This window comes from Sphingorhabdus sp. EL138 (assembly GCF_945862485.1).
GTDB lineage: Bacteria > Pseudomonadota > Alphaproteobacteria > Sphingomonadales > Sphingomonadaceae > Sphingorhabdus_B.
Genome location: NZ_CAMAYF010000004.1, coordinates 44,450 through 60,288 on the forward strand (window position 1 = coordinate 44,450; position 15,839 = coordinate 60,288).

Sequence of the window (15,839 nt, forward strand, 5' to 3'; positions counted from 1 at the left end):
CAATCTATTGCTCATTCTACGCAAAGTCTGTCGTGGATAACCTGTGTCTTGCAAAATGATGCGCCCTCTATTTGACCTTCTATGATGCATCGTATACCGGCGGCGACTTCACACTGCATACGTATGCACTAGATTCGCAACTTTTGCCGGAGCATTTAATGTCGACACCACTGAATATCTCACTTTCGCAACAGGGTTTCGGCACGGATGCGACATTGTTTTGTAACCTAGGCACGGCGCCGTTGGTAGAGGCTGCTTTGGCCAATGCAGAAGGCATTTTGTCCAAGGATGGTCCGCTTGTTGTCAAAACCGGCACGCATACAGGCCGGTCCGCGAAGGACAAGTATATCGTCCGCGATGCCGAAACCGAAAATAGCATCTGGTGGGGCAAAACCAACGTCGCCATGGACCCTGCACATTTCGCCGCGCTGAAGGAAGATTTCATTGCGGCGCTTGGTGGTAAAGACAAATTATACGTCGCGGACCTGTTCGGCGGGTCGCAGCCTGAGCATCGTGTCAACGTTCGCGTCATCAACGAATTTGCGTGGCATAACCTGTTCATTCGCACCTTGCTGGTGCGCCCAACGCCACAGGAATTGGCCAGCTTCGTACCCGAATATACCATCATTGATTTGCCAAGCTTCCGCGCTGATCCTGCGCGACATGGTTGCCGCAGCGAGACGGTGATTGCGGTCAATTTCTCCGAAAAGCTGATCCTCATTGGTGGCACCGCTTATGCTGGTGAAATGAAGAAATCCGTGTTCGGCATCCTCAATTATCTGCTGCCGGTAAAGGGCGTGATGCCGATGCATTGCTCCGCCAATATTGGTGCGGATGGCCATACTGCCGTGTTTTTTGGCTTGTCAGGCACCGGTAAAACTACCCTGTCGGCTGACGCCAGCCGCACGTTGATTGGCGATGACGAGCATGGCTGGTCCGACACCGCCGTCTTCAACTTTGAAGGTGGTTGCTACGCCAAAATGATCCGCTTGTCGCCCGAGGCAGAGCCTGAAATTTTCGCCACCACCAAGCGGTTTGGTACTGTGCTCGAAAATGTCGTCATTGACCCCGAAACGCGGGAATTGGATTTTGACGATAATAGCCTCGCCGAAAACAGCCGTGGTTCGTACCCCATCGAATACATTCCGAACACTTCGGAAAAGAATATGGGTCCTGTGCCAAACACGATTATCTTCCTGACCGCTGATGCCTATGGCGTATTGCCTCCAATTGCGCGGTTGACGCCAGATCAGGCGATGTATCACTTCCTTTCAGGCTATACTGCACGTGTTGCCGGGACCGAAATTGGCGTTACCGAACCGGAGGCAACATTCTCCACCTGCTTTGGCGCGCCCTTCATGCCGCGTCACCCCAGCGTGTATGGCAATTTGTTGAAAGAGCGTATCGCCAAGGGCAATGTGCAATGCTGGTTGGTCAACACCGGCTGGACCGGTGGCAAGGCCACAATGCCGGGTATCAGCCGCATGCCGATTAAGGCCACACGTGCGCTGTTGAACGCGGCGCTAGATGGCAGCCTGAACAATGCCGAATTCCGCAACGACCCGAACTTCGGCTTTGAATTTCCGGTTGCTGTGCCGGGCGTTGACAGTGGCATCCTTGATCCGCGTGCGGCATGGACCGACAGCGCCGAATATGATGTGACCGCGCAAAAACTGGCACAGCAATTCATTGATAACTTCGCGCAATTTGCCGATCATGTTGATGAAGGTGTAAGGCAGTCGGCACCTAAAGTTCCTTAATCCGTCCGGATCAGCCGGACCAGTTGGAAGTCCGGATGATGTCCCATTTTGAAGTGCGCTTGTTTCACGATGATGCGTCGATAGTCGCCATTGGCGAGGGGCTCTTGGCCGCCACTTTGCCGCGTGAAGCATGGACGCATGAGGCGCATTTGGCGGCGTGCTGCTGGCTACTGCTTGATCGGCCGGACATTACTATAGAACGCGAACTGCCTGCGATTATTTCGGCGTACAACATTGCGAGCGGCGGCGTGAATGACGATAGCCAAGGCTATCATGAAACGATTACGCAGGTTTATATTGCGGCAGTGAAGGCGCATCTTTGTGAGGAGGGATGCGACATGCCGCTGTATGCAGTGGTGAATAGATTGTTGCTATCAAATCGGGGAAGCCGGGACTTGCCGCTTCACTTTTATTCAAAAGAGCACTTGTTTTCGGTGCCAGCACGGCGAAGCTTCGTTGCCCCTGATCGTGCTAGCCTCGATCAGATGTAGCCGTCAGGCCTGCTGCAGACAGAAGCGTTCCACACCAAATGCCGGCCATAATTCACATGGCGGACCTCACCCAAGCCAACAGAAATGCTGAGTTCGTTTGGCCGTTACCCCTGCAATTTTTTGCCCGTAAAGACGGTCAGGACGGACAATATAACGAACATTGCGACTTGATAGGCAAGGGTGATGGGCAGGAAATAGTCCGCTACGCCGATAATTAATGCGGCAAGGCCAACCCACAGAAGGTAGCGACCCCGCGCAACCAATTCTGCAAATGTGAGGAAAAGCCCAAGCGAAAGCCAGAACCAATGCGTTGATATTGTGTCGAGCCATTCTGCCATTTTTTTGTCCTATATTGTTACGTTCGAGACCGCAAATGTTACTCAAGAGTTCGTTCCTAACCTTGTTCATCCCACTGCGATCATGATCGCTAACAGGGCCGTTGGTCGAGATCAGCGACGTTTGCCGAAGCGGAAGATTTTATTGTGGCGAACCGAGGTGGCGTGCAGCGATTTAAGTGTCGCATGATTGAATCGATGCATGTAGAGGAAGTGATATTGACGATAGAGCGTTCCCGACATGCGACGGGTGACGCGATATCCTAATTCGGAGCGATAAATATGCGTCTTGCCCGTTTTGCCTTTCTTGTAAGCTTCGCTGCGCTGGCTTCCGGGCCATTGTTTGCAAAAGGCGTTACAGAAGCGGATTTGCGCGGTCATGTCGAAATACTGGCCAGCGATGCATTTGAAGGCCGCAAGCCTGGCACCGCGGGCGAGACAAAGACGATAAAATATATTGCCGATGCATGGGCCAAGGCGGGGCTGAAGCCTGCGGCTGCGGATGGTAGCTGGTTTGACCCGGTGCCCCTTATTCAACGCGGGCAGGGCAGCTCCACTTATGCTTTTACCGCAAAGGGCCGCACCTTGCGGATCGTGTCGGATGATATTGTCCTGATCGGTCAGAAAGCGGCTTATACGCGCAGCAATTTGCCATTGATATTCACCGGAGCAGGCGTGACCGCGAAGGGGCAGGTGGCCGCGGACGTCAAGGGTAAGGCGGCTTTCGTGCTCTTTGGTGCGGACAACGTGCCCGACAACATGAAATCACCCCGTGCGCGGCGCGAAGCCTTAATCGCAGCCGGCGCAGAGGCCGTGATTTTTGTGGGGGATAGCCAAGGCAATTGGCTAACATTGCGCCGTCAGCTTTTGTCGCGTCCTATTACACTGCAAAGCCGGGAAAAGCGCGCGCCATTGGAAGGCGCGATCAGCACCGAATTCATGGTCGGTTTGGTTACAGCTGCGGGGCAAGATTGGGACAAGTTGCGCGCGAACGCCAAACAGGCTGATTATGCGGGCGAAGCACTTGGTATTGATGCAGATTTCGATGTGAAAACCGACCTGTATCGTTTCAACAGTTCAAATGTGATCGGCAAAATCGCTGGGCGTAAAAAGAACAGCGGCGCTATATTGTTCATGGGGCATTGGGACCATTTGGGCATCTGTGCACCCGAAGGCGCGCCGGACCGTATCTGTAATGGTGCCGTCGATAACGCCAGCGGCATTGCGGTGATGAACGAAGTTGCCGAAGCATTGGCGAAGAAGAAGCATTACCGCGATATCTATTTCCTGGCCACGACAGCAGAGGAAAGTGGCCTGTTGGGCGCTTATGCCTTTGCCGATAAACCTGTGCTACCGTTGGACCAGATCATAATTTCGTTGAATATCGACACCATTGCCATTGCGGCGCGCGGGGCCAAGGTGGCGATTATTGGTCGGGGAACAACGCCGATGGATGCCGTGGTTGAAGCCGTGGCGAAGAAGACCGGCCGTGCGATTGAAGGTTCAACCGATGCAAATGCCTTCCTGCAACGGCAGGACGGGTGGGCGCTGGCGCAAAAGGGTGTTCCTTCTTTGATGGTGGGTGGTTCATTTGCCGACCTGAACCTCTTGCAGAAATTTTTGGGCAGCGATTATCATGGCCCCAATGATGAATTGGCGGACAGAACGGAATTGGGCGGTGCCGCCGAAGATACCGACCTGCACATTGCGCTTGGTCGGCACTTTGCCGATACGCGAAAATATAAATCGAAGAAGGCTGGCGAATAAAAACGTTACTGTTTACATGGGCCGCCACGAATCAAAGCTTAAAGCGGTGGCCCTATGAAAGAAATTCCTCTCGGTCTGACATTTGACGACGTGCTGTTACAGCCCGCTGCGTCCGACATTTTGCCCAGCCAAGCGGACACGCGGACGCGGCTGACCAAAAACATTTCGTTGAATATCCCTATTCTGTCGTCGGCGATGGACACCGTGACCGAAGCGCGCATGGCCATTGTCATGGCGCAGCTTGGCGGCATTGGTGTTTTACACCGCAATCTCAGCATCGAAGAGCAATGCGCCGCGGTGCGTCAGGTGAAGCGCTTTGAAAGCGGCATGGTCGTCAACCCAATCACCATCGCGCCAGACGCCACTTTGGCCGAGGCGCAGGCGTTGATGCTCGCGAACGCCATTTCCGGCATTCCGGTGGTGGAGGCGAGCGGAAAGCTGGCCGGTATATTGACCAACCGCGATGTGCGCTTTGCCGAAAATCCGGCGCAGCCTGTGTCCGAACTTATGACGCACGAAAATCTGGCGACAGTTTCCGCCTCCGTCACCCAAGAAGAGGCGCGGCGTTTGTTGCATCAGCGGCGGATTGAGAAGCTGTTGGTTGTCGACGATGCCTATCATTGCATTGGCCTTATTACGGTCAAGGATATCGAAAAAGCCGTTTTGTACCCCAATGCCACCAAAGATAGCTCCGGACGGTTGCGCGTCGCCGCAGCGACCACCGTGGGTGAAAAAGGCTTAGCCTACACAAAGGCACTGATTGATGCAGAGTGCGACCTGATCGTCGTGGACACGGCGCATGGCCATAGCGCGATGGTTGCCGCTGCGGTTGCCGAAATCAAACGCATGGCGCCAGAGGTTCAGATTGTGGCCGGCAATGTCGCCACCGCCACAGCCACGCGCGCATTGATTGATGCGGGTGCAGATGGCATCAAAGTTGGCATTGGCCCTGGGTCAATATGCACCACCCGCGTGGTTGCAGGCGTAGGCGTGCCGCAATTGACGGCAATAATGGAATCGGCCGCAGAAGCGGCAAAATCGGGTGTTCCGGTTATCGCGGATGGCGGATTGCGGACATCGGGTGATGTTGCCAAGGCGCTTGCGGCGGGTGCATCATCGGTAATGGTCGGATCATTGCTGGCGGGTACCGAAGAGGCACCGGGCGAGACATTCCTGTATCAAGGCCGCGCCTATAAAAGCTATCGCGGCATGGGCAGTGTCGGGGCAATGGCGCGTGGTTCCGCTGACCGCTATTTTCAGCAAGATATTAAGGACCAGCTTAAACTGGTTCCTGAAGGCATTGAAGGGCAGGTACCCTTCAAAGGACCTGCACGGGATGTCATTCATCAGCTTGTCGGCGGCGTAAAGGCTGCCATGGGTTATACAGGTTCGCGCACAATCGCCGACCTTCAGGATCGCGCGCAGTTTGTGCGCATCACCAATGCCGGATTACGGGAAAGCCATGTTCATGACGTTACCATCACACGCGAAGCACCCAATTACCCAACGCGTTAAGATATGAGGCCCGCTGCGCGCCTGCAATCGGCGATTGAGCTGGTTGACCAAATCATCCTTGCGGCCCGCGATGGCGGTGCGTCTGCAGACCAGATTGCCAAACGCTTTTTTGCAGAGCGGCGCTATGCGGGGTCAAAAGACCGCCGCGCAGTGCGTGATTTGGCGTGGGGCGTTATCCGGCGTTTTGGCAAGCGCCCCGCGACCGCACGCTCGGCCTTCGCCGCGATGGCTGATGCCGATCCGGCGCTGGCGGCGCTGTTCGACGGCTGCGATTATGGTCCGGCTGTGATTGATCCGGCCGAGGCGCGGTCAACCGGTGGTGCTTTACCCAAATGGATTAAGCCTTTATTTTCCGCAGTTGTCGATGAAGCGGAGCAAGCATCCTTGCTGGACCGTGCGCCGATGGACCTGCGCGTCAATGCGTTAAAGGCCCGCCGGGAGGAAATTGCGGCTTTGTTGCCGGAAGCAGAAATATTGCAAGCGCTCGAGTTTGCATTGCGGCTGCCTGGCGGTACTGCAATCGACAGCCATCCGGCGGTCGAAAATGGCCAGCTTGAGATTCAGGATTTGGGAAGCCAGCTCATCGTCGAGGCGTGTCAGGCCAAGGGGCTTGGCACAGTGCTTGACCTGTGTGCTGGTGCGGGGGGTAAGACACTTGCCTTGGCCGCAGCGATGCGCAACGCAGGGCGCCTGATCGCCACCGACACCAACCGCAACCGTCTGGACCAGTTAAAGCCACGCGCAGCACGAGCGGGGGCGACGAATGTCGAAACGCAGCTATTAAATCCTGATAAAGAGAAGGAGATGTTGGTAGATCTTCAGAATAAATGTGATCTTGTTCTCATAGATGCACCTTGCTCCGGCAGCGGCACATGGCGGCGGAATCCGGAAACACGCTGGCGTTTGGATGCAGCACGGTTGAAGCGTGTGGTCGAGGAGCAAGCCAAGCTTTTGGACATTGGTTCAGAAATGGTCGCGCGCGGCGGGCATATCGTTTATGCGGTATGCTCGCTCATCGAAAATGAGGGCAAGGGGCAAGTGGCAGCATTTTTGAAATCGCATAAGGGCTGGCGCGCGGTGGAAACCGGTGTTTCTATAGGCCGTGCCGATGGTGACGGGGTGCTGCTGACGCCGTTACATGACGGCAGCGATGGATTTTTCTTCGCGAGGCTCCAAAAGCTGTGATAGCGAAGTGGACCAATAATTTTTGGATGAATTTTATGCGTTTTTCACCCGCGGCTATTGCCCTGTCACTCACACTTGCCATTATGTCGAGCGCCAGCATTAGTGGGCGCGCGGACAAAGATATTGATGCGCGTTCGATCGCGTTGGTGAACACCGGCGACGAAGAAGCCAACGCTGGCCGACTTAATAGCGCAATCGGCTGGTATGAAAGCGCGCTGGCGGTCGACCCACGTAACCGCGCCGCTTATATTGCCATGGCACGCGCGGTGAAGGCCCAAGGGCTGAACGGCAAGGCCATCAGCTTTTATGCAGAAGCGCTGGAAATTGATGCCAACGATCAGATTGCGTTGGCTGAGCAAGCCGATGCCTTTATCGCCAAAGGCGCGCTGGAACAGGCGCGCAAGAATATGGCCCGGCTGACGACAGTGTGCCGCGCCGATTGCGCCTCCGTCGCCCGGCTTTCGCGGACCATCGACGCAGCGTCACGTAAAGAACAGGCGCAGGCAAGCGCGGTCGACCTGAAAGCGAAATTGGGCGCCATGCCGGAGCCAAAGGCGAATTGATCGCTTAGGCCGTGGACCCATATATAAGGGTCTACGGCCTAGTTGCGCAGCCGTTCAATGGCTTGCGCCAGCGCGACGTAAAGCTTCCCAATGTCCGACGATAGCAAGGTAACGCCGATGGCGTTGCCGTCGCGCGTGCTCAGCAGCAGGCGCATGATGCCTTCGAAGTCATGCACGTACCTATTCACATGTTCCCGGAAATCGCTGTCATCGGCATAATGTTTTGCAATGATCTTTGCCTCACGTGAATCCAGCAAGCGCACGGCGCGACGGGTAAATACGCCCCTGTCGCCTTTTAAATAAGCTGCCCATGCGGTATCTGTCACGTCGTTGTATAATATCTTGGTAACGTCGATAGCCGTCGAATTCAAAGATTCGGTTAAAATCACCATACGGCGGGCAAAGCTGTCATCTTGGACCGATTCAAAGCTGTTGATCGTATCGGCAATTCGGCCTTCAAGGCTCGTCGTCATGTCATTGAGTTCGCCGAGCTGCTTGGCCACCAAGGAAGAGGCGGTTTCCGACAATGCGATGTTGCGTGCTATGGCTTCCTGCACCGCTTCATTCATCGACGCGACCTGCGCATCCAATGCATTGGCCAATGCCGTGCGGTTCTGCTCAGTCAATTGATCCGCGACATGCGCCAGTTCTTCGTCGAGGACCTTGCGGCTGCTTTCGGCGGCAGCGCGCGTTGTTTCACGTACGCGCAGTAACGACGTGACCAAATTGTCATTTGCTTGATCCGACATATCCTGAAGCAGAGCCTGCGTTTGTTTGAGCGCAGCACCAAGTGCATCGACTTGGTCATGACGTGCGGCAAAATGTGCATCGCTTTCGGCCATCAGCGCGCCAACAGCATCATGTTGCGCGGAGATTAAATGTTCAATATCGTTCAGCTTTGCAAGCGTTCCATCGCTTATGTTGTTGAGCGATTCCGCGGCGGCAAGCGCTGCGTTCACTTGCTCTATACCTTGTGTCATGCGCGCGTTTACGCTGTCCATCGCGGCGGGAATCTTATGGCCAATTTCCAAATTGGCCGTGCTCAGTGAAACAATTAACTTGTCTGATTGGTCAAGTAAGCTGGCCGTCGTCAATTGGTTATCCGACAGGGCACTTCCCACCGAACGAGTGCTTTCGCCCAGCGCCGATACGGCAAAGGCAAGCTTTGCCGTTTGGTCCGTGGCTGCGCGGTCAATCTCTGAAATCTGCACGGCACTGTTTTGAATATGATCGCTGATATTCGCGATCATAGCCTGAATGCGCGCCTCTTCCTGGCTGGATTGGGCTTCAATATTACCCAAAGACCGACGTAAATCGGCAAGGTTGGACAGGATTTGCGTTTTACTGCGGGCAATGACGGTGTCGACTTCGCTTGATGCCTGCGCGATACCGTTGGAAATCGCTTGTGCGGCATTGTCCATAAGCGTGGCCATTTCGGTGCTTCGGTCGAGCGCTTCAATGCTGGTATCATCGAGCATCTTCACACTGTTACCCAGCGACTGCGCGAGCCGGATGGACAAGTCATCCGCGCGTGTTTCGACATTCTCGATATAATCACTTACTGACTTGCCTGCATCGCTTACGCGTTCAAGGGCAGCAATCAGCGACTTAATCTGGATCTGCGCATCATTACCTGCGCTTCCAATCTGGTTACTGACATCTTTAGCTGCTCTGGTCACAACGGGCAGATGTTTGCGCAGTTGTTCCAAATTTATATTGGCGGCGTTGCTCACTGATTCCAGCGTTTTTGCCTTATCATCGCTATCGGCCAGGGCAGCTGATAACAACTGCGCAGAGTCCACAAGGTTTTTCGAGGACTGGCGACCCAATGTTTCCAGCTCACGCGCATTTTGCGATAGAAATTGGCGCGCAAGCGCTATTTCTTCGTTCACGGTCCGCATCCGGATCGCTAACGCATCGCTTTCGGTTCGCAACATGTTCGCGACCCTGCCAAAGCGTGTGGCTTCTCGGCTACTGTTGCGCATGACCAGCATCCAGAGGACAGCAATAAAGAGCGAAGGAACAGCCCATGTGACGATCAGCGTGATTATCCGATCATTGTTCATGCCGAATTGCGCTTCAGGCCAATAAGTCAGGCCAAAAAACGCCGACCATGCGGAAAATGCGATCAACAGCAGTGTCGGGACAACATAATGCCCGATACCTAAGCGAGGCGCCGTTTCGTGCGCAATATCATCATAATCATGGTCCACTGCTTGATCATCTTCGGTCGCGCCTTCAGCATTGCTGCTAGCGGGCGGCAAGGCCGCTTCTTGGTTGGTTTCAGTGATGTCGCGGTTCAGGCCGACGATTTTGGAGCGTATAGTCATAACGTACCATTTAACACATTATTCGATGAGAGAAACGCAAACTTATCAAATCGCGATAAGGGGCGGAAAATGGCAGAGGACTGTGGCGAATTTGGCCGCTGCTAGGGTGAAATGATGATTGCAATTGAGCGCCTTAAAGGGTGTATATTGGGTAGGTATTCAAAATTTCTGTTGGCAAAACGGCTTGATCCTTCATATCGGGAAAATGCTTTCCGTGCGAAATTCGAATATCCCGACAATCGCCTTACTCTCCGTCGCGTACTATAATGGCAGTGGACAGTTTGCGGCGACCGGTGCTTTGCGTTCGGACTTGGCTGGCGTATCCTTGATCGAATATCAGATAATGATGCTCGCGCGTGCCGGTATCCCAAGTTTTCTGATTGAGGTCGAAAACATCGATGGCGCATTAATCGAGCTGGCCGACCGTTGCCGCTTGCGTAAATTGACGGTCGATTTTGTCCGCACGGGCGCGGACATCCTGCGTCACATCGACACTGACGACAGGATATGGGTACAATCCGGGCAGTTATATGTACAGCTGGGCTTGATTGAGACGCTGCTCAAATTCAGCGACAATTTCATCGCAACCATTGATGGCCGTGACGAAAATCGCGCGTTTGAACGTATTGATATCAATACGCGTTGGGCCGGTGTCTCGGTTGTTGGATATGACGCTATCGCCATGTTGCGTGACCTGCCAGAAGACTGGAGCATTATATCGTCGCTGCTGCGGCAGGCTTTGCTGGCCAAAGTTCCGTTCCGCCCATTGTCGCAACAGCATGTTCAAAATGGCACGCTGACCGTTTTGACGGGCGCGCAGGATTTTTCGGAACTCAATCGCCAGATACTCCGGCGACGTGTTGCAAGTAGGGCAGGCTTTATTGAGGCACATGTGCTCGGGCCAATCCTTGCCCGCATAGTTCCCCTCATCTGGCAAAGCCCGGCAGCGGTAACTGCGACCAAATTCGCAAGCCCTGTGATAGCATTAGCGGCAGTTGCGTTGGGGATTGGAAATTTAGCCACGGCAGCAAGCGGCGCGGCCTTTCTCTCCATCGCGGCGAACGCACTACGTCTTGCAGCAACGGATGATGCAGATGGCAGTGATCACATACAGAGCCTGTCTGTTGTCACTTGGGCGCTGATCATATTGGCCATGTTTGGCAGCGCTTATGTGGCAACATCTTATCATGACAATGGCTTATTTGCGGCTTTTGCCGTGGCCTCGCTTGCTTATCTTGCCCGGAAAATGGCGATGCCCAATTGGGCGAAACAATTGCTGCATTCACCTGCTGCTTTGGCGTTACTGGCTATTGTCGGAGCTGCAACCGTTGGAATAACGTCGACATTGCAGTGGATCATGGTGTTGCAATTTAGCATCTTGCTCATCGCAAACATAAAGCGCGATACCGACGGCAATGCATCAAACTAAGCCGAAAGCCGGGTTAACGCTAAATTCAACGTGCCGTAGCTACTGAAGGCGGAGGCGCAATCTTTACGCTCCGCCTTCAGCGATGTTTCAGCGTGCGTCTAAGCTAGGATAAGGACGGTGATTTGGTCCGGTATATAATTGACGCGGGCGGCCAATTTTCTGCGCGGGATCCGAAATCATTTCGTTCCACTGCGCAACCCAACCCACGGTCCGCGATAGCGCAAACAATACGGTGAACATTTCGGTCGGGAAACCAACTGCCGATAGGATGATTCCGGAATAGAAATCAACGTTCGGGAACAGCTTCTTCTCGATGAAATATGGGTCATTCAACGCCATTTCTTCCAGCTGCATCGCAACGTCGAAAATAGGATCGCTGATGTTCAGTTCGCTAAGAACTTCGCGAACGGTCTTCTGCATAACCGAGGCCCGTGGATCATAGTTTTTGTAAACACGATGACCAAAGCCCATCAAACGGAACGGGTCATTCTTGTCCTTTGCCCGCTCAATATAATGTGGGATGCGGTCCGGCGTGCCGATTTCGCGCAGCATGTTCAATGCTGCCTCATTCGCGCCGCCATGGGCAGGGCCCCAAAGGCACGCGATACCGGCGGCGATACACGCAAACGGATTGGCGCCAGATGATCCCGCAAGGCGGACGGTCGAAGTGGACGCATTCTGTTCATGGTCGGCGTGGAGGATGAAAATCCGGTCCATTGCGCGCTCAATGACAGGGTTCACCTCATATTTTTCGGCTGGTACGCCAAAGGTCATGCGCAGAAAATTGCCGGTGTAAGACAAGTTGTTGTCGGGATAGACAAAAGGCTGCCCGACCGAATATTTATACGCCATGGCCGCAATTGTTGGCATCTTTGCAATCAAGCGATGGCTTGAAATCATCCGGTGTGTCGGGTCGCTGATGTCGGTAGAGTCGTGGTAAAATGCGGAAAGAGCGCCAATTACACCACACATAATGGCCATGGGGTGGGCGTCGCGGCGGAAACCACGGTAAAAAGTTGCCAATTGCTCGTGCAGCATGGTGTGTCGGGAGATTGTATGGCTGAACTTGTCCAATTGCTTTTTGCTTGGCAGTTCGCCGTTCAACAGCAGATAGGACACTTCCATAAAACTCGACTGTTCGGACAGTTCTTCAATGGAGTAGCCACGATGCAAAAGGATGCCTTTGTCGCCATCAATAAAGGTTAAGGCGGACTCACAGCTTGCGGTCGATGTGAAGCCAGGGTCAAAGGTGAAATGGTCCGACGCCCCGTAGAGCTTGCGGATGTCGATCACGTCAGGGCCTTCTGTGCCCTTCATGATGGGCAAGTCATAGCTGGTATCGCCAACGGTGAGCGTTGCGTTATTATCGGCCATTTTCAAACTCCAAATCTACTATGCTATATACCGAGCTGCCCTTGATAAAGGCATGTTTTTTTAATGATACGGGACGCGGGAGACGCCCGTGACGACAATCTAAGACCGTTTAAATGCCAATGTTTCGTGGGGAGAAAATGGCAATGTCGTCGCCTAACCCAATGATAGGAAATTTCATGGGCGTCAAGGCAAACAATAGCTTCTATATCGTGGATAAATTGCGCTTTCACTTGTTGATGCTAAATAGCTTCAGTTAAACAGAAATTTGGCAATTTTGTTACAGACGGAAACGTCCGGTTCGGTGCGCCAATTACGATGTTTGCGCTTCTGTAAAACTGGCTCGACCGCGAACGCGACCAATTACCCTTATGGTTCCCCGTTGGTATCGGATTCGGCGTCGCATTCTGGCAGTTTTTTGGCAGTTCTGCTTGGGCCGGATTGGCAATGTCATGCGCTTCCTTGTTGTTTTTCGGGATCCTGGCGCCGCGATATAGCCGGTTACGGCAGTTGGCCCAGATGGCTGCTGTTGCGATATTGCTTGGTTTTCTTCTAATTGCCTTTCGTTCAACGACCGTTGCCCAGCCCGTTTTAGGAAAAATTTGGATTGGGGAGTTTTATGGCCGGATTGAAGCTGTCGAAAATATCTCTGCGCGCAATGTCTATCGGCTGCAGCTCGCAACTGGCAGCAGTTCAGACTTGCCACCTTTTGTGCGTGTGAACCTGTCACCGGAACAATATCAAGACGACTTCCAACCTGGTGCAATCATTCGCCTGCGCGCCCGCCTGCTGCCGCCGGCTGGGCCAACCTTGCCCGGCGGATATGACTTTGCCCGGCGCGCGTGGTTTCAACAGATTGGCGCGACCGGAACGGCTTTGGGCGATGTTGGGCTTTTTCAGAAAGCAGAAAGCGGGGCATGGTTCGCGACGCAGCGCGCAGCGCTGACAGAGCATATACTGGCATCTATGCCGCAAGGGAGCGGCGCAATAGGCGCGGCACTGGTCACTGGCGATCAGGGGCATATCAGCGAGGCCGATGCACAGGCAATGCGGGACAGCGGTTTGGCGCACCTTCTATCGATTAGCGGGCTGCATGTGACGGCGGTGGTTGGGTTCATTTTCATCGCGGTCAGCCGTCTTTTGTCTTTGTCGGCATGGCTTGCATTGCGGATTCCCATCCCCGTCGTTGCCGCAGCAATGGCAGCGATAGGTGCGCTGGCCTATACCTTGCTCACAGGGGCCGAAGTGCCAACGGTCCGATCATTCATTGCCGCGGTTCTCATCTTAATTGCGTTGGCGTTGGGGCGCGATGCGCTCACGCTTCGATTGGTGGCCTTTGGTGCGTTAATAGTCCTGATATTCTGGCCCGAGGCCATGGCTGGCCCAAGTTTCCAGCTTAGCTTTGCCGCGGTTGCGACGATCGTGGTCATGCATGATTTGCCAGTTGTTAAACGCTTTACCGAACGGCGCGATGAAAGCTTGGTGCGAAAGGCGGCGCGGGCGGTCGTCTCGCTCATCCTGACCGGCGTGGCCATTGAGCTTGTCCTAACCCACATCGCCTTGTTCCATTTCCACAAAGCAGGGCTCTACGGTGCCTTGGCCAATGTGGTGGCGATCCCGATGACAACTTTCATCATCATGCCGTTGGAAGCATTGGCGCTGGTTTTTGATGTGATTGGCTTAGGGCAGCCATTTTGGTGGCTGGCAGGGCATGGCATCGCCACAATATTGGCGCTCGTGCATTACGTCAGTAGCCTGCCGGGCGCGGTCACTATTATGCCTGCGATGCCGATATGGGCCTTTGGGTTGTTCATTATTGGCGCGCTGATATTTGGGTTACTGACAACCCGCGTGCGCTATTTCGGCGTTCTGCCGTGTGCGATTGGCATCATCGCGATGGTCACGGCGCCGCGCCCCGATATTCTCGTGACGGGGGATGGCAAGCATTTGGCCTTAGTTACAGCAGATGGTGAAGTGGCGTTACTGCGCGCGAAGGCGGGTGATTTTGTCCGCGGGATGATTTTTGAGAAGGCGGGAAGTAAAGCGCAAGCAACGCCGATTGAGGATTGGCCCGGCGTCCAATGCACGTTGGACAATTGCGTGGTTACTTTGATGGGTTCGGAGCGATCGTGGACATTACTAGCGACTAGAACACGCAATCTGATACCTTCTATGGAAATGGCCGCCGCATGCAAACGCGTCGATATCGTTGTCAGTGATCGCTGGTTACCAGCGTCATGCCGCCCAAAATGGGTGAAAGCGGATCGCCGATTGTTGGAACAAAGCGGCGGTCTGGCCTTTTATCTGGATGCACAACGCGTGGTCACAGCAAATGAAAACAACCGCCATATGCCATGGGTGCAGGCCGCGCTAAACGCACGCGCTGGGGCTGTATCAGATCAATGATATCGGCGGAGCAGTCCGGCGAGCTTACCCTGAACCTCAACCTCATGCGGCGCATAATATTGCGGCTCATAACTTCCATTGGCGGGGTCAAGACGGATCTGCTGACCTTCACGGCGCAGATATTTCAATGTTGCTTCCTCACCGCGCACCAAAGCCACTACAATTTCGCCATCGCGCGCCGTATTTGCTTTACGGATAAGGGCATAATCGCCATCCAATATCCCGGCCTCAATCATTGAGTCACCGGACACCTCAAGCGCATAATGCTCGCCTGCGCCCAACAATGCCATAGGCACAGATAATGAATTCTGCCCCTCAAGTGCCTCAATCGGCACGCCAGCAGCAATCTTGCCGTGAAGCGGAATTTCCATAACATCATTTGCCGCAACAGGTATTTGAATTTGCGGTTTGCTTTCCTTAACCGGTGCAAAGCGCGCCACATTGTTGCCGCCCACATTCCTGCCTTCGGGCATTTTCATCACTTCAAGCGCGCGTGCACGGTTGGCCAGTCGCCGAATAAAGCCGCGTTCCTCCAACGCACCGATCAAACGGTGCACCCCGGATTTGCTCTTCAGATCAAGCGCCTCTTTCATTTCCTCAAATGAAGGGGAAATGCCACTTTCATCCAATCGCTGGTTAATGAATAAAAGCAGTTCGTGCTGTTTAGCGGTGAGCATATTCAAGGTT

12 protein-coding genes are annotated in these 15,839 nt (G+C 54.1%); 8 read left to right on the forward strand and 4 right to left on the reverse strand.

The genetic code is table 11. From position 1 onward, the window contains the following. The first annotated feature begins 158 nt into the window (after positions 1-158). Entirely contained in the window at positions 159-1,760 is a 1,602-nt protein-coding gene (locus tag Q0O33_RS02965) for a phosphoenolpyruvate carboxykinase (RefSeq protein WP_295495845.1), read from the forward strand. Between the two features lie 35 nt (positions 1,761-1,795). Then, positions 1,796-2,251: a hypothetical protein gene (locus Q0O33_RS02970; RefSeq protein ID WP_295495847.1), complete on the forward strand. Its 456-nt coding sequence runs from the start codon at positions 1,796-1,798 to the stop codon at positions 2,249-2,251. Positions 2,252-2,355: 104 nt separating this feature from the next. On the opposite strand, the gene Q0O33_RS02975 is transcribed toward Q0O33_RS02970, so the two are convergent. Continuing rightward, on the reverse strand, positions 2,356-2,589 hold the full coding sequence (locus Q0O33_RS02975) for a hypothetical protein (RefSeq protein WP_295495850.1): 234 nt from the start codon (positions 2,587-2,589) through the stop codon (positions 2,356-2,358). Between the two features lie 279 nt (positions 2,590-2,868). Between Q0O33_RS02975 and Q0O33_RS02980 the strand changes: the two genes are divergently transcribed. From Q0O33_RS02980 to Q0O33_RS02995, 4 genes are read left to right on the forward strand one after another with little or no spacing between them, the layout of a single operon-like run. Continuing rightward, positions 2,869-4,353 (forward strand): M28 family peptidase, encoded by a 1,485-nt coding sequence (locus tag Q0O33_RS02980; protein ID WP_295495875.1) that lies wholly within the window; start codon positions 2,869-2,871, stop codon positions 4,351-4,353. Positions 4,354-4,407: 54 nt separating this feature from the next. Further along, complete coding sequence (gene guaB / locus Q0O33_RS02985) at positions 4,408-5,868, forward strand: IMP dehydrogenase (RefSeq protein WP_295495879.1); 1,461 nt, start codon at positions 4,408-4,410, stop codon at positions 5,866-5,868. A gap of 3 nt (positions 5,869-5,871) precedes the next feature. Continuing rightward, complete coding sequence (locus tag Q0O33_RS02990) at positions 5,872-7,053, forward strand: RsmB/NOP family class I SAM-dependent RNA methyltransferase (RefSeq protein ID WP_295495882.1); 1,182 nt, start codon at positions 5,872-5,874, stop codon at positions 7,051-7,053. 35 nt (positions 7,054-7,088) lie between these two features. Then, positions 7,089-7,616 (forward strand): hypothetical protein, encoded by a 528-nt coding sequence (locus tag Q0O33_RS02995; RefSeq protein WP_295495885.1) that lies wholly within the window; start codon positions 7,089-7,091, stop codon positions 7,614-7,616. A 38-nt stretch (positions 7,617-7,654) separates the two neighbouring features. Here the strand turns inward: Q0O33_RS02995 and Q0O33_RS03000 are convergent, their stop codons facing one another. Beyond that, entirely contained in the window at positions 7,655-9,946 is a 2,292-nt protein-coding gene (locus Q0O33_RS03000) for a hypothetical protein (RefSeq protein ID WP_295495887.1), read from the reverse strand. 214 nt (positions 9,947-10,160) lie between these two features. On the opposite strand from Q0O33_RS03000, the gene Q0O33_RS03005 reads away from it, so the two are divergent. Next, positions 10,161-11,375: a hypothetical protein gene (locus Q0O33_RS03005; protein WP_295495889.1), complete on the forward strand. Its 1,215-nt coding sequence runs from the start codon at positions 10,161-10,163 to the stop codon at positions 11,373-11,375. Positions 11,376-11,462: 87 nt separating this feature from the next. On the opposite strand, the gene Q0O33_RS03010 is transcribed toward Q0O33_RS03005, so the two are convergent. Beyond that, the gene (locus Q0O33_RS03010) at positions 11,463-12,749 is read right to left on the reverse strand and encodes a citrate synthase (RefSeq protein WP_295495891.1); all 1,287 of its coding nucleotides are present in this window, start codon (positions 12,747-12,749) and stop codon (positions 11,463-11,465) included. Positions 12,750-13,187: 438 nt separating this feature from the next. On the opposite strand from Q0O33_RS03010, the gene Q0O33_RS03015 reads away from it, so the two are divergent. Further along, complete coding sequence (locus Q0O33_RS03015) at positions 13,188-15,152, forward strand: ComEC/Rec2 family competence protein (RefSeq protein WP_366048162.1); 1,965 nt, start codon at positions 13,188-13,190, stop codon at positions 15,150-15,152. Here Q0O33_RS03015 and lexA read toward each other — a convergent pair. Further along, positions 15,146-15,829: a transcriptional repressor LexA gene (lexA, locus tag Q0O33_RS03020; RefSeq protein WP_295495892.1), complete on the reverse strand. Its 684-nt coding sequence runs from the start codon at positions 15,827-15,829 to the stop codon at positions 15,146-15,148. The two genes, Q0O33_RS03015 and lexA, sit on opposite strands and share 7 nt — an antisense overlap. Positions 15,830-15,839 lie beyond the last annotated feature (10 nt).

Excerpts from the sequence above, each read along its gene's own strand:
- Q0O33_RS02965 (WP_295495845.1), top strand. The coding sequence starts at position 159 with ATGTCGACACCACTGAATATCTCACTTTCGCAACAGGGTTTCGGCACG.
- Q0O33_RS02970 (WP_295495847.1), top strand. The coding sequence starts at position 1,796 with ATGATGTCCCATTTTGAAGTGCGCTTGTTTCACGATGATGCGTCGATA.
- Q0O33_RS02975 (WP_295495850.1), bottom strand. The coding sequence starts at position 2,589 with ATGGCAGAATGGCTCGACACAATATCAACGCATTGGTTCTGGCTTTCG.
- Q0O33_RS02980 (WP_295495875.1), top strand. The coding sequence starts at position 2,869 with ATGCGTCTTGCCCGTTTTGCCTTTCTTGTAAGCTTCGCTGCGCTGGCT.
- guaB (WP_295495879.1), top strand. The coding sequence starts at position 4,408 with ATGAAAGAAATTCCTCTCGGTCTGACATTTGACGACGTGCTGTTACAG.
- Q0O33_RS02990 (WP_295495882.1), top strand. The coding sequence starts at position 5,872 with ATGAGGCCCGCTGCGCGCCTGCAATCGGCGATTGAGCTGGTTGACCAA.
- Q0O33_RS02995 (WP_295495885.1), top strand. The coding sequence starts at position 7,089 with ATGCGTTTTTCACCCGCGGCTATTGCCCTGTCACTCACACTTGCCATT.
- Q0O33_RS03000 (WP_295495887.1), bottom strand. The coding sequence starts at position 9,946 with ATGACTATACGCTCCAAAATCGTCGGCCTGAACCGCGACATCACTGAA.
- Q0O33_RS03010 (WP_295495891.1), bottom strand. The coding sequence starts at position 12,749 with ATGGCCGATAATAACGCAACGCTCACCGTTGGCGATACCAGCTATGAC.
- lexA (WP_295495892.1), bottom strand. The coding sequence starts at position 15,829 with ATGCTCACCGCTAAACAGCACGAACTGCTTTTATTCATTAACCAGCGA.